Source organism: Desulfothermus okinawensis JCM 13304, from assembly GCF_054654515.1.
Genome location: NZ_BAAIEW010000001.1, coordinates 138,546 through 153,411 on the forward strand (window position 1 = coordinate 138,546; position 14,866 = coordinate 153,411).

The following is a 14,866-nucleotide window of genomic DNA, read 5'->3' on the forward strand; positions in this document are numbered from 1 at the left end:
GCCATTGTTATACTATATTTTTATCCGCAACTACTACAAGATGCACATCCGTCATTTGACTGGGATGATAGTTTAGATATTATTCTAAAACCCCATGGGCTGCCATCAATTTCCACAGGTGCTACTGATTCCAGCAGATTCTTATCAATTATAAAAGTATATGGTTCAAATACAAATACTTTGTCGTTTTCCCTTTGCTCATCCAGAGCAAGATTTAACTGAGCACCTCCTCAACCAGGGGCCAAATACACCCTTATAGAAGGGACCTCGGCCTTGTTTTCAAAGTGTTGGTCCAATAATTCCCTTGCACCTTCTGTTAATGTTAACATGCTTTCCTCCTGCTTTAATTCTATCCAAGGATTGATAGAAAAAATATTAATAGTGTTTCCTAAATTTAATATTAAGATAAGGCATAACGGTTGTTTTGTCAATTAAATATTATAATGGGTCATTTTGAGACTAATTATTTCGCCAAATAATACTTCCCTGTCTACCACAAATCCTGTTTCTTCTATAGGAGAAAAACAGTTCTTCTAAACAATAAGTACACAAATCTAGCCTGAATATGTTACTTTTTGGTATACCTGCTTTTACCAATTGATCATGGGTAATTTCCCACAAGTCTAACCTCCTTGACTTTGTGTCAAAATATTTTTTAAATTTATCTGGAAATTCGTTATCAAAGTTAACAAATTCACTGTGGTAGGGACAAAGGCTTGGTCCCCTAACAGCCAAGATATTTTGGGGAGTTAGCTTATATTGCCCACAGAAAATATCTATCCATGTTTTTATAAATTCTCCTCTATTTGCTCGCCATCCAACGTGAAAGGCTCCAATAAAATTTCCTGTTTTATCACATACTAAAACAGGCTGACAGTCTGCGGTTTTCACCATAAGTCCCACATTTTTTTTAGATGAAATAATGGCATCTCCCTTAAGGATGGGTTGTTCTTTAAAGTTTGTATTATCTACACATATTAGCTTATCACCATGTATCTGTTTTACTTCAATAACTTCTTTTATATTCAATTGATTTAATATGTGTTGTCTATTTTTTTTCACATGTTCTATCTGGTCTCCAACCTCGTAGGAGAGATTAGCTGAAAAAAAATTACCAAGGCTATGTCCTCCTACCCTTGTGGTAAAGGCGCATTTCACTGTTGAAACCCCTGGGAACTTAAAATAGATGATGTGTATCATAATGAGTTAGATTGTTTAATAAGTTCATATCTCAATAAATTTAATGCCAGATAGGCGAAGAAGGTTTTATTTTTCTCTCTGTTTCCAAAATCCATATGATATCTTTTAGCGATTAAATTGTTACGAAATATTAGAGAGATACATATGGTGCCAACAGGTTTTTCCTTGGTTCCACCAGTTGGTCCTGCAATACCAGTAGTAGCAAGGCCAATGTCTGTGTTCAATTTATTTTTAATTCCAGTGGCCATGAGTTTTGCTGTTTTTTCATGTACTGCCCCAAATTTTTTAAGTATATCATTGGGTACACCCAATATCTTTGTCTTTGCATAATTTGAATAAGTGATTGCCCCCAAAATAAAATAGTTGGAACTACCAGAGACTTGAGTTAGTAGATGGGATATTAGTCCACCTGTGCAGCTTTCAGCCACAGATATTGTCAGTTTATACCGCTTCAACATCTCAGTCACCTCTTCTATCAGTCCTCTGCCAGATTGACTTACTATAATATCTCTGTATAAGGAGAAGATATCAGTGGGGATGACAAGATCTGATTTGTTGTAGTCCGTGTCAGAAGCTACATGCAAAAACACTTCTGGAAATCTCTCTATTTTCTCTGTGACCATGAGATGATTTCCTTTTATTTGCTCTAAAAACGAGTTATATCTAGCTATATCATAGGGAAATAAAGTGAGAGTTTGCATGATTATATTCCTAAAATAATTTTTGCTGTGGTAAAAAATATAAACAGTCCTGTTATATCCACAATTGTTGTTAGGGCTGGAGATGCAACTACAGCTGGGTCTGTTTTGAATCTAGCTGCTATTAAAGGGAGTATCGCCCCAATAAGAGTTGATGAAATCACTTGGAGAGAAAGTGCCACTCCAACAGCCATTCCTATTTTAGTAAGTGGAAGATGGTAAGTTGGAGTTGTCAAAGCGTAGAAATAAACCCTTAAAATCGCAACAAACGCAAGGGCAATTCCAAGTAGTAAGGAGATGTTAAATTCCTTATATATTACCCTGAGAAAATCTCTTGGAGTAATTTCTTTTAAAGCCAGTGCCCTAATAACCAGGGTGGCTGATTGGCTGCCAGTATTTCCCCCAGTATCCGCTAACATTGGCATAAATGTAGCAAGTATTGTGAATTGCATAATCACATTTTCGAACTTTTGTACAATGAATCCTGACACAAATCCTAATAGGGCCAGGAAAATAAGCCAACCACATCTGTTTTTAAAGTGTTCTATGACAGGGGTTTTCATATATGCAGCTGCTTCGTGTTCACCTGTAATTGCCATTAATTTTTCCATGTCTTCAGTATGTTCCTGGGTGATTATGTCCATTGCATCGTCATATGTAATTATACCAACTAATGCATCATTTCCATTTACAACTGGCAATGCAATTAGATCGTATTTTTGTATCTTTCTGGCAACTTCTTCCTGGTCATCTAATACATGGGCATAGATTAAATCCTTGTTCATTATTTCTTTTACCAGGGTATCTGGTTTGGCAAGGATCAAATCTTTCAATGAGACAAAACCAAGTAGTCTTCTCTGTTCGTCAACAACATAACAATAGTAAATGGTTTCTTTGTCTGGGGCTTCCTTTCTCAGTTTATCAATAGCTTGCTGGGCAGTAATATCAGGTGGCAAAGTGGCGTAGTCTGAGGTCATCACTGCACCAGCTGTACCTTCAGGATAGGAAGAAAGTTTTCTAATATCTTCCCTCTCTGCCTGGGCAATGGCAGGTAAGAGATTTTCTTTGAACTCCTCTGGGAGTTTTTTCAATAGATCTACTCTATCGTCTGGTGACATCTCGGATATTAACTGGGCCAGGTCGTGGCGTGATAGGTTTTGGGTTAATTTTATTTGAAGATCTAAATCTAAATGACTAAATATTTCTGCCCTTAAGTCAGGGTTTAGAATTTTTAAGATGTCCCATATCTCATTGGGTGATAGAGGAGATATGAATTCTGCAACTATACCAGGATGGGTACTGCTGCAAAATTCCTTTATGGTATCTACATCGTTTTTTGAGATAAATTCTCTGATTTCTGGAACTAAAAGGGGATTTTTGGTCATGGTCCACCTCCAGTAAACCCAGGACCTATCCCCAGGCCCTGGAGATGTGACCATAAGGTTTTATTTCATATAATTACAGGCCTGGCAATATGTCCTGGAAATTTTTTTCATTCTAACAAAAGTCCTTCGACTGTCAGGATCAGGCATATGTATACCTCCAAAATCTTTTGCTGATAAAAGTTGTAAAACATTATGTCTTTTTATGAAAAAAATCAAGTTTTTGTTTATGTTATAAATAGAATTTAATTAATAGTGGAAACGTATGTTGAATTTCTTTTTGGTATTTGCTATAGAAAGGCTATGTTATGTGTCTGTTAGGATAATTTAAAGAAAACTTAAAGGAGACAGGGCTAATAATATGGCAACTCTTTCATTGGGGAAACTATCTCTTAGAAAAACACCAAAATTGTCAGATGGGGAATTTAAAGAGCTAACTGACTTTATTTATGCAAAAACAGGTATCTCAATTCCTCCTAGACGAAAATATTTAATTGAGAATAAATTGGGAAAAAGGCTAAGCGAGCTGAATCTTCTTTCCTTTGCAGAATATGTAAAATTTTTGAAATTCTCTCCTAAAAAAGAAAGTGAATTCAAAAAATTGTGTGAGTTGATAACTATAAATGAGACCAGTTTTTTCAGAGACTTAAAACAACTCACTTTTTTTAAAAATGTTATTCTCCCTGAGATCATAAAAAAGAGGCAAAATGAGGGCGTAAAATCCATTACTATTTGGTCAGCTGGGTGTTCAAGTGGAGAAGAACCCTATACCCTTGGAATCATACTACATGAAGTCCTAAAGGTTTCTATTATTGGATGGAATGTAAAGATTTATGCAAATGACTTATCTCCTGCTGTTCTGCTAAAGGCCAGGAAAGGGATATATAGTGACTATTCGCTTAGGACCACTCCAGATAATATCAAACAAAAATATTTTATAAAAGAGGCTACTGGATACCGAATCCATCCAAAGGTGCAGAAACTGGTTAATTTTCAATTAATCAACCTTGCAGAACAAAGGGATGTTAAAAAAATACCAAAATCTGATATAATATTTTGTAGAAATGTGATTATATATTTTGACGATGCAGTAAAACAAAAGGTCCTTTCCCACTTTTATGATAATTTAAAGGATGATGGCTATCTTTTCTTGGGTTATTCAGAAAGCATACACAGAATAACCAAACTATTTAAAGCGCAAATCAAACCTGGTGGTATAGTGTATCAGAAAAACAAATAAGATTAGGGGGGATTGTGGTGAAAAAGATTTGTGTTGAATATATAGTTCCAGGCATGATTTTAGCTAAGCACGTGTCTGGTTTAGATGGAACTGAGCTTTTGCCAAAAGGCAGAGAGCTAGGAGAAAAGGAAAAAGAACTCCTCCAGGATGCGGGGATAGAATATGTCTATGTCACTGCAAAGAGTGAACAAGAGGAAGAAGATCTCTTGGAGACTTTGGCACAAGAATATGTTTTTAAATTTTTTATGTATGTAAATCCAGACAACAGATTATTTGTTGAACTATATAGAATAATAGTTGAATTGGTATTTACTGCCTTGAAAAGAGGCTGGGAACCCCTGTGTGAAGAGTATATAAGGGCCAAAAGTGTAGAGAGAATGAAGGACTTATTTTTAAAGGATATGGGTGGTCCTGAGGACATAATAAAACATGAGCTCTCTCTGGCATCATTTCCTGATGTATATTTTAAACTAAAAAAATTGTTGGAGAGTCCATCAAGCTCAGCCAAGGATATAGCAGAGGTTGTTAGTACTGATGTTGCTCTATCCACAAAACTGCTTAAGCTGGTAAACAGTCCATTATTTGGACTCACCCAAAAGGTCGATTCAATAGAAAGGGCGGTGTCTTATGTTGGTGAAGAAGAGCTCTCAAATCTGGCCCTTGGGATAACTGCCATAAGATATTTTAAAGATATCCCCCCTGAGTTAATAGATATGCAGACCTTTTGGAGACATTCCCTTAGTTGTGGCATTTTTGCCAAACTTATTGCCTCAAATTATAAGGATATGAGTGATGAAACATTTTTTACTGCTGGACTGCTTCATGATGTGGGAAAATTGATATTGTTTAAGAATATGCCCTATTCTTCAGTTGAGGCATTGGTGTTTGCCAGGGAAAATATGGTTCCTTTGATTGAAGCTGAAGAGTATGTCCTTGGATTTACTCACACAGATATTAGTAATTTGCTAATGAGTAGTTGGGAATTCCCTGAGACAATCAATGATATTGTTTCCAACCACCACACTCCCTCTGATGCTTCATTTAATAAAGGGGCTGCAATCTTACAGCTAGCAGACAACCTTGCAAATGCAGTTGCAATAGTTTATGGGGGTACTTTTGTTGTACCAGGGATGGAAGAGGAACTTTTTGAAATGCTTGATTTTCCCCTTGAGAAAATTAGGCCAATGGTTTTTGAACACAACAAGTTGTTAAAAGGTTTACTTGCAGCCTTGTTATAGAAAAATCCTAAGTTTGGCCTAAAATTTGTTGATCCCTCCTAAAAACAGATCAAAGTAGGTAGTTATGGCCAAAAGTTATGATGTGAATTTTATAAATCCTTTTTTAGGCGCGGTAATCAACGTGCTTGAGACAATGGCCAATGTAAAGGTTAAACCAGAAAGGCCATATATAAATAAACAGAGAACTGCGGTGGGAGATGTGACAGGTATTCTTGATATTTCTGGTCATATGAATGGGGTTATCTCTCTCACTTTAACTAAAGATGCTGTTTTAACAATAGTAAACAATATGCTCTTTGAAAATTTTACTGAGATAAACGACGAAATCGCAGATGCAGTTGGTGAGCTCACTAATATGATCTCAGGTCAGGCGAGGATCCATCTCTCTGAACAGGGCCTTAAGTTTCAGGCAGGTACTCCTAAAATTATTATTGGAAAGGGGAAGGAGTTGGATCACATCAAAAATGCCCCAATCCTCTCAATCCCATTTAGTGTGAATACAGGGGGTAAGGTAGTGGTTGAAGTTAGTTTTGAAATGTAAACATTTATAGAGAGTATTATGGTTATGACCACAAACAAAATGGTATTAAATAGGGATATGGCAATTACAATTAATTTTAGTGAAAATGCAAAAAAGGTTTTAGAAAAGAGATATTTGAGAAAAGGACCAGATGGAAAACCCATTGAGACAATAGAAGAATTATTTTGGCGAGTTGCCAAAAGTGTTGCTGATGTAGAGGCCAGATACAAAAATTCACCGTACACCCCTGATGATCTGGCAGTAAGGTTTTTTAATTTAATGGTTGGAAAGGACTTTTTACCTAATTCCCCAACACTTATGAATGCAGGCACTAAATTGGGTCAGCTCGCTGCCTGTTTTGTCTTACCAGTTGAAGATTCCATGGAAGGTATTTTTGATGCAATTAAATATGCTGCTCTAATACACAAATCTGGTGGGGGAACAGGCTTTTCCTTTTCCAGATTAAGGCCAAAGAACAGCAGGGTGGGATCAACAGGAGGAATAGCATCAGGTCCATTATCTTTTATAAAAATATTCAACACAGCAACAGAACAGGTTAAACAGGGCGGCACAAGGCGTGGAGCCAATATGGGTATACTCAGGGTTGACCACCCTGACATCATTGAATTTATAAAGGCAAAGGAAAAAGAAGGGGAGCTTAATAACTTTAACCTATCTGTTGCACTAACTGAAGAATTCATGGAGGCAGTTTTAGCTGATAAAAGATATTCCCTAATTGCACCCCATACAGGGGAAAGAAAAGGGGAGCTTAGGGCCAGGGATGTTTTTAATCTTTTAGTTGAAAAGGCATGGCAAAGTGGAGATCCCGGGATTATTTTTTTGGATAGGATCAATCGGGATAATCCCACGCCCACCCAGGGAGAGATTGAAAGTACCAATCCATGCGGAGAACAACCACTTTTGCCTTATGAGGCATGCAATTTAGGTTCTATAAACTTGAGCAATTTTTATGTGGACAGGGAAGATGAAAAAATAGATTTTGATCGTCTAAAACAAGTTGTGCATCTTTGCGTTCGATTTCTAGATAATGTAATTGATCTATCTAAATATCCCATTGATAAAATAACTGAGAAAGTCAGGTTAAACAGAAAGATTGGTCTTGGTATAATGGGGTGGGCAGATCTACTTTTTAAAATGGGGATTCCCTACAACAGCGAGGAAGCAATTAGACTTGCTGAAAAGCTCATGTCCTTTATTCAAAGGGAATCAAAGGAAGCTTCAAAAATTCTCGCAAAAGAGAAGGGACCATTTCCTGCTTATGAAGAATCTATTTATAAGCTCAATGGAGAAGGTCCTTATAGAAATGCTACAACAACCACTATTGCGCCCACTGGAACCCTTTCTATAATTGCTGAGTGTTCATCTGGTATTGAGCCTGTTTTTTCCCTTTGTTTTTACAGACATGTTATGGATGGTGAAAAGCTGCTAGAGGTAAATAAGGTGTTTAAAGAAGCCTTTGAAAAACTTGGTTTGTATTCCGATGAACTCATAGAGGATATTTTAGAAAAGGGAAGTATTCAACATTTGGACTATATACCAGATGAGTTCAGGAGGATTTTTGTGGTTGCCCACGATATTGAACCCATGTACCATCTAAAGATGCAGGCAGCTTTTCAAAAATATACAGATAACGCAGTTTCTAAGACAGTTAATTTACCTAATAGCTCCACAATAGATGATGTTAGAAATATATATTTAGAGGCATATAAATTGGGGGTAAAGGGGGTTACAGTTTTTAGAGATGGGTGTAAGTCTTCTCAAGTGCTCAATTTAAAAAAGGACAGCGAAAAGGAATCAAAGGTAAGGCAACGGCCTGATGTGGTGTATGGGTTTACCCAAAAGGTAAAGACTGGTCTTGGTACTCTATACTTAACTGTAAATGAAGTAGATGGTAAACCATTTGAAGTATTTGCTACCATAGGAAAATCTGGAAGATCTATCACTGCAAAGGCAGAGGCAATTGGAAGGCTTGTATCTCTGGCTCTGAGATCAGGTGTGGAAGTAGAAGAAATAGTGAGACAATTAAAGGGAATTGGAGGAGAACATCCTGTATTTCAAAAAAAGGGGCTTCTACTCTCTATCCCTGATGCAGTTGCATGGGTCTTAGAAAATCAATATATGAAGAAATCTAGGAACCATGGAACAAAAATAGAGCCTTCTCTGGTTAGGCCAGTATGTCCAGAATGCGGTGAGGAGATTACCTTTCAAGAGGGATGTATGTTGTGTAATTCCTGTGGCTATACCAGATGCTAACTTCTGGTATAGCCTTAATTTTTAAAATCAATTCTCTGGGGGAGTTTTATCCATTTATTGAAGTAAAATGAAAAATCTCCTGTTGGTGTTGGGGTTATCTTTTTATATACTATTTTCCCCCTACTATCCTTATCCTTTATAACTATTCGATTGTCCAGAGCAACTGTCCATTTTCTCACAAATAGAAAGGTATAAGGACATTCTCTTGCAATGAGCCTATGTAGTTCATGGCAGTATTCTATCTGTTTTTTGAGGTCATATTCTGTTCTAATCTTTTCTATTAATTCATCCGCCTTTTTGTTTTTAAATCCTATAAAGTTTAGTTGATATGGGTGGGTTTGAGATGAATGGAATATTTGATAGAGGTCTGGTTCAATAGACATTACCCAGCCAAGGATAACTGCATCAAAGTCCAGTTTGTTTATCCTTTCCTGGATAAAAACTGACCACTCCAGAACATCAGTTGAAACATCTACGCCAATCTTTTTCCAGGAGTCCTGAACAATAGCAAGTATTGCCTTTCTGATTTCATTTCCTGAATTTGTGATCAATGTAAACTGCATTTTTCTGCCATTTTTATAAAGCCATCCATCTTTACCCTTTTCCCAACCAGCCTTTTTTAATAACAAAAGTGCCCCTTTGGGATCATATGGAATAGGTTTAACTGTTTTATCATAGTATGTTGTCTGTTTTACAAATGGGCCTGTTATCCTCTCTCCCTGGTTGTGGAGCACGTACTTTATAATTTTGTCCACATCTATTGCCATTGATAAGGCGCGTCTCACCCTTATATCTTTAAAGGGTTCTCTCCTTAAATTATATCCAATATAGGTATATCCGTATGATGTGCCTGAAAATACCTGAAATCTAGGATCTTTTTTTAGTCTGTCTACTTCATGGGGCTGAGCTGCGTAAATATCAAGTGTACCAGAATAAAACTCCATTTCTTGGGTGAGTTTGTCTGGCATAATTCTAAAGATGTACTTCTTGTAATTTGGTGGTCCTTCAAAATACTTATCAAACCTCTTAAGTATAATGTACTGTCCAGATTTCCACTCCACGAATTTAAACGGACCAGAACCAATTGGATGTCTGTTAAAATTAGAGTCCCTAATGGTAAATTTTTTGGGATTAAGTCCTCTTTTTATGGCCTCCTTTTTTAAGGCCTTTTTGCAAAGGAGGTGTTTTGGCAAGATCCCTATTGACCATGCACCCAAGGCAGGGGAATAAAGGCGCTTATAGACGACTTTCACAGTATAAGGATCTATGATATTCACCTCTTTAATGGGTTCAAAATCAGATATCCTAGGGGATAGATTTTGGGGATCCATAATTGCTTCGTATGTGAACTTCACATCTTCTGCAGTAAGTTTATATCCATCGTGGAAGAATATGTTTTTTCTCAAATGAAATAAAATCACTGGATTGTGCTCAGTTGGTTTAAAAAACTTTAACCTGATTTTTTTTAGTTGAGAATCTGTCAGATCCTTCTGTTTTATATGGACTACTTTTGTCATATCAATATCGCTAAAATAATCTTTTCCAAGGATTTTTTCTACCTTATTAAAAAAATTAGGGCTTACTTTAAGTAGTGTCACTTTCACCCTGGAGGGTAGATTGAGAAATATGTCTATGTCTCTTTTTTCAAGTTTAAAATGGAGGTGTTTTCTTTTTGGTGGAAGTATCTCTATTCTCTTAATCCCTTTAATGTGGGATATTTTTTTTATAATCTGCTCAGGAGATAGATGTTTGTTTTTGTTTATGTAAAAGTATGCCTGTTCAAAAATTTCCCAGGACCTTGCTACGCGTCCCCTAAAATTCAGGTGCTCATCTCTATCGATTAGTCCCTCAAAGACCTTGCCCTCTATTTCTGAGGAAGCAGAATCAGCTGAAAGTATTGGATTTAAAATAGCAGCATCCCCAGTTGATCCAGTGATGAATTCCACTAATCTATCTGGATTACCCTTGGTCTGTTGCTGGTACGTAGGCACCCAGAAGTAAGACTGGAGTAGAATAATTATTAGTAATATTGGAGCAAATAACAATATCCTTTTGATAAGCATACACAACGTCCCTTTAGTAGAATTATCTCGTGGTCAAGGTTTATAAAAATTTGGGTTAAGTATACCTTGAAGAAAAATTGATCTCAATGGGAGATTTTCTTCCAGGAATTTTAATAATAATTTTATCCTGTTTAAAGTTTATTTCTATTGGACTATCTAAATTTCCATTTAACTCAGGATATGTTGACCTTAAAGAAGGAAAATCTAAGTTTTTAAGGGCCAGTTCCAAGTAAGATAATTTATTCTCATTGGATTTGGTGGGATTTTTAAAATATTCAGATATTGATTTATTGTAGAGCCTTTTTAGTGCTGTTTCTATACAGTGGTTTTTAAGGTATGTTTGAAATTTCATCCCAAAAAGAAGGGGGCTTACAGCCCCCCTTACCTTTTATTTCATTTCCTGTACCTTTTCAGTTAGTACTGGCAAAAATTCGATACAGTCTTCAACTACCCCTACATCAGCAACCTGGAATATAGGAGCTTTTGGATTTGTATTAATGGCAACAATAAATGGATTTCCTTTTATACCTGCTACGTGCTGAAAGGCTCCGCTAATACCAACTGCAATATAGACCTTTGGTTTTACGGTCTTACCAGACGTTCCAACCTGTCTTGAATGGTCAAGCCACTTGGCGTCAACTACTGGCCTTGAACAGGATACCACACCACCAAGGGCCTCGGCCAATTCTTCAGCCAATTCAATGTTTTCTTCCTCACCAATACCACGACCAACAGATACCAGAATGTCTGCCTGGGTAATGTCCACATCTCCAACTTCAGCCTCTTTCACTTCAATAAATGTTCTCTTGGCCTCAACATCACCAGCATCACCACTTTTGTCAACCACCTCTCCACTGGCAGCCTTGGCCTCATCAGCTTCAAAGCTACCAGGCCTAATGGAAATTACTATTCCATTTGAAATATCAGCTTCCACATGGGTGTGTACCTGGCCACTAAATTCTTGACGGATAGCAACAACTTTGTCTCCCTCTACTTTTTCAATGCCAATTACATCTGGAATGTATGCAGCATCCATTTTTACAGATAGTCCAGGAGCCAGATCTATTCCAAAGGTATTGTGGGGAACTAGGCAAATAGAACCCTTTGGCAGCATGTTAACAAGCATAGGCCTGATGATTTCTGCATTTGGGTAAGCAAGATAGTCTTTGTCCACTTTCCAAACAGCGTTATAGGTCTTGGCTGCCTCTTCGCAGGCCTTGTTTAAATTATCCCCGGTCCCAAATAGAACAGCAACTACATTTGCAGATGCATCTATTTTTTTTGCTGCATTAATTAATTCCAATGCGCTGTCATCCAATACCCCATCATTGTGTTCAATATATGCAAAAATTTCCCTACTCATTATTTGATTCCTCCTTTGGCTTTCAAGAGTTCAACCAACTTCTCTGCAATTTCCTCCATATCACCTTCTAGGATCTCAGCACCTTCACCCATTTCAGGTACAAAGTAGTCTAATCTCTTGACCTTTGGAGCAACATCGTCTTCTGAAAGCCCAAGGTCTGATAGTTCCATTTCAGGAATATCAACACCAGCAACCTTTCTAATCCCTCTGATTCCAACATATCTTGGTTCATTTATACCAGTTTGAATGGATAGAACACATGGAAGCTTGATTTCGCTTAGTTCTTGATTTCCTCCTTCAATCTCCCTACCTATCTTCAAGGTGTTTTCATCCACAATTTCAATGTAGTTTACCAGGGAGGCATAGGGGAGATCTAAAAGTGCAGCCAGCATTCCACCAACCTGGGCAGCCCCGTCATCTGCCTGTGCACCAGTTAAGATAAGGTCATAATTTCCTTTTTCAACAACTGCCTTGAGTGCCTTGGCTATACCCAGACCATCGGTCTCTTCCAATGTCTCATCATTTACGTGAATACCCTTATCAGCACCCATTGCCATCTCACGCCTGAGGACCTCATCAGCTTCCTCATCACCTACAGTTACCACAGTTACAGAGCCACCAACTTTGTCTTTGATCTGGATAGCTTCTTCCACTGCATAATTGTCCCACTCGTTTACAGAATAGACCAGATCATCTCTCTCTATGTCTGTTCCATCGCTGTTGATCTCAATTTCATTTTCTGCTGGATCAGGGACCCTTTTTACACATACTAATATTTCCATACTCACCTCCCAGAAATTATTCTATGATTAATTGTTTAACAATAAGTTCAGTTAAGTCCATTACCTGAATTTTTCCTTCAAAGCCAGTAGTTTTTACTCCATCCTCTAAGTGGGTTAGGCAGAAAGGACAACACACAACAATGGCGTTGGCACCAGCTTCATTTGCCATCCTTACCCTCACCTGTCCCATACGCTGTTCTTCCTCTGGTGGTTCATAAAAAAGCATGAGTCCGCCACCACCGCAGCAAAAAGACCTGTCCTTATGCCTTTCCATTTCAACTCTTTTTAGTCCTGGAATCGCGTCTAGAACCTTTCTTGGGGCATCATATACAAGATTGTGTCTACCCAGATAACAGGGATCGTGATAGGTAAAAACCAGGTTTGGATCATCAATTGGTTTAAATTTAAGTTTCCCCTCATTTATCTTTCTCAAGATATACTCTGAAATGTGTTCAACTGGGGGAATTCCATCATAGTCTTTTTTTAACGCATTGTATGCGTGTGGATCTGCAGTGACTATCCTTTTACAACCAGAATTCAAGATTGCATCTATATTCTGGTCTCTCAAGGTGAGAAAGAGCATTTCTTCTCCAAATCTCCTCACCTCATGTCCACTGTCCTTTTCACCTTTACCAAGGATACCGAAGTCTTCACCACATGCATGGAGTATTTTTACAACAGACCTTGCTATCTCATTTCCACGTTCATCATAAGATGTAGCGCTATCAACAAAATAGAGGGTTTCAGCCTGAGCCTTTTTGCCTACTATTTTTACCTCAATGTCCTCCAGGGACTTGGTCCACTCTGCTCTTTTCTTTTCCATTTTACCATAGGGATTTCCCCTTTTGGCCAGGGCATTTAAGGGCTTTTGCAGAGTCTGTGGAACCAATCCCTCATCCACCATTCCCCGTCTTAAGTCCACGATTTTATTGATGTACTCATTCATTACAGGACATTCTTCTTCACATGCCCCACAGGTGGTACATGACCAAATTTCGTCTTCCTCGTAGATAGTGCCAATGAGTGGCTCTTTTGGTTTTATCTCACCAAGTACAGGGAACCTGTCAAAGATATGGTCTCTAGCCTTAATGGTCAGAAATCTTGGGATAAGAGGCCTTCCAACAGTATTGGCTGGACACACATCTGCACACCTACCACAGTCCACACATGTGTAAAAGTCTAAAATATTTTTCCATGTGAAGTCTTCCAAGTATTTAACACCAAAGTACTCCAGGTTGTCTAATTCTTCTTCTGATACGCCATATTTAACAGGTTTTACTGTACCACGGTCCAATTTAGAAAAATAGACATTAAAGATTGATGTAATAACATGAAAGTGCTTTCCAAAGGGCAAAAAGCAGAGGAAGAAGAAGAATACAGAGTCATGGACAAAATAAGAAGTGGTGTTTAAAAATTGTAGTAGCCCCTTGGGAGCTGAGGCAAGTAGCTTTGCAAACAGCCATGATAGAGTCAAAGGTGGAAGAAATTCAGCGTGGAGCCCGAGCTGTTTTTGCGCAGCAACCATGGAGCCACTATAGAGACTCTCAAATATCATCAATGTACCAATAAGGCCAAGAACAAAGATTGCTTCAAATGTATGGTCTTTTCCATATTTCGGGGGAACTTTATATCTCTCAGGTTTAAATACTCCCCTCCTTACTCCCGCAACAATACATGCAATTAGTACAAATGTTGCTGCATAGTCCTTTAGAAAATTATAAATATCTCCTAAAAATCCCCCAAGACCTGGAAATACAAAACCTGGTTTAAAACCTTCAATTACCAGGGAGGTAGAACGGATTGATAAAATAAGAAAACCAGCGAAGATCACAATGTGGATTACGCCGGCGTCTAAATATCTCGGTTGTTTGTACTGACCTAACCAAAATTTTATAACGGATTTTATTCTCTCTTTAGGTCTATCAAATCTGGAATCTGGTTGAGCCTTTGCCAGGGGAATAAGCCTTCTGGCCATTATATAGCAAAAGGCTGAAATACCTATTAAGGGAATCAACACTGCAAATAGTGAAAAGGGTATTCCCAGGATAGTTACCTTTGCTACAGGTGTTAATGCCATTTCCATATACTCACCTCATTAAAATTTTT

General features: G+C 37.8%; 12 protein-coding genes. 4 read left to right on the plus strand and 8 right to left on the minus strand.

Annotation, left to right across the window (positions count from 1 at the left end; all coding sequences use genetic code 11):
• Positions 1-459: 459 nt before the first annotated feature.
• From ACYQ0O_RS00695 to mgtE, 3 genes are read right to left on the minus strand one after another with little or no spacing between them, the layout of a single operon-like run.
• Positions 460-1,200, minus strand: a complete 741-nt coding sequence (locus ACYQ0O_RS00695) for a purine nucleoside phosphorylase YfiH/LACC1 family protein (RefSeq protein WP_459889692.1) — start codon at positions 1,198-1,200, stop codon at positions 460-462.
• On the minus strand, positions 1,197-1,901 hold the full coding sequence (locus ACYQ0O_RS00700) for a CinA family protein (RefSeq protein ID WP_459889694.1): 705 nt from the start codon (positions 1,899-1,901) through the stop codon (positions 1,197-1,199). Before ACYQ0O_RS00700 ends, ACYQ0O_RS00695 begins: the two co-directional genes overlap by 4 nt.
• A 2-nt stretch (positions 1,902-1,903) precedes the next feature.
• The gene (gene mgtE / locus ACYQ0O_RS00705; protein ID WP_459889696.1) at positions 1,904-3,283 is read right to left on the minus strand and encodes a magnesium transporter; all 1,380 of its coding nucleotides are present in this window, start codon (positions 3,281-3,283) and stop codon (positions 1,904-1,906) included.
• Between the two features lie 358 nt (positions 3,284-3,641).
• On the opposite strand from mgtE, the gene ACYQ0O_RS00710 reads away from it, so the two are divergent.
• The 4 genes from ACYQ0O_RS00710 (at position 3,642) to ACYQ0O_RS00725 (ending at position 8,552) form a co-directional block, all read left to right on the plus strand.
• The gene (locus ACYQ0O_RS00710) at positions 3,642-4,520 is read left to right on the plus strand and encodes a CheR family methyltransferase (protein ID WP_459889698.1); all 879 of its coding nucleotides are present in this window, start codon (positions 3,642-3,644) and stop codon (positions 4,518-4,520) included.
• A gap of 17 nt (positions 4,521-4,537) precedes the next feature.
• Positions 4,538-5,758 carry an HDOD domain-containing protein gene (locus ACYQ0O_RS00715; RefSeq protein WP_459889700.1) on the plus strand — a complete coding sequence of 407 codons (1,221 nt, stop codon included), beginning with the start codon at positions 4,538-4,540 and terminating at the stop codon, positions 5,756-5,758.
• A 64-nt stretch (positions 5,759-5,822) separates the two neighbouring features.
• Positions 5,823-6,299 carry a chemotaxis protein CheX gene (locus ACYQ0O_RS00720; protein WP_459889702.1) on the plus strand — a complete coding sequence of 159 codons (477 nt, stop codon included), beginning with the start codon at positions 5,823-5,825 and terminating at the stop codon, positions 6,297-6,299.
• A gap of 39 nt (positions 6,300-6,338) precedes the next feature.
• Positions 6,339-8,552 (plus strand): vitamin B12-dependent ribonucleotide reductase, encoded by a 2,214-nt coding sequence (locus ACYQ0O_RS00725; RefSeq protein WP_459889704.1) that lies wholly within the window; start codon positions 6,339-6,341, stop codon positions 8,550-8,552.
• A 14-nt stretch (positions 8,553-8,566) separates the two neighbouring features.
• On the opposite strand, the gene ACYQ0O_RS00730 is transcribed toward ACYQ0O_RS00725, so the two are convergent.
• The 5 genes from ACYQ0O_RS00730 to ACYQ0O_RS00750 are packed head-to-tail and all read right to left on the minus strand — an operon-like array spanning position 8,567 to position 14,843.
• Complete coding sequence (locus ACYQ0O_RS00730; RefSeq protein ID WP_459889706.1) at positions 8,567-10,615, minus strand: peptide-binding protein; 2,049 nt, start codon at positions 10,613-10,615, stop codon at positions 8,567-8,569.
• 55 nt (positions 10,616-10,670) lie between these two features.
• On the minus strand, positions 10,671-10,967 hold the full coding sequence (locus ACYQ0O_RS00735) for a hypothetical protein (RefSeq protein ID WP_075067827.1): 297 nt from the start codon (positions 10,965-10,967) through the stop codon (positions 10,671-10,673).
• Positions 10,968-11,003: 36 nt separating this feature from the next.
• Positions 11,004-11,978: an electron transfer flavoprotein subunit alpha/FixB family protein gene (locus ACYQ0O_RS00740; protein ID WP_075067826.1), complete on the minus strand. Its 975-nt coding sequence runs from the start codon at positions 11,976-11,978 to the stop codon at positions 11,004-11,006.
• On the minus strand, positions 11,978-12,760 hold the full coding sequence (locus tag ACYQ0O_RS00745; RefSeq protein ID WP_459889709.1) for an electron transfer flavoprotein subunit beta/FixA family protein: 783 nt from the start codon (positions 12,758-12,760) through the stop codon (positions 11,978-11,980). The genes ACYQ0O_RS00740 and ACYQ0O_RS00745 overlap by 1 nt, the downstream gene beginning before the upstream one ends.
• A gap of 16 nt (positions 12,761-12,776) precedes the next feature.
• Positions 12,777-14,843, minus strand: a complete 2,067-nt coding sequence (locus ACYQ0O_RS00750) for a (Fe-S)-binding protein (protein ID WP_459889711.1) — start codon at positions 14,841-14,843, stop codon at positions 12,777-12,779.
• Positions 14,844-14,866: the final 23 nt, after the last annotated feature.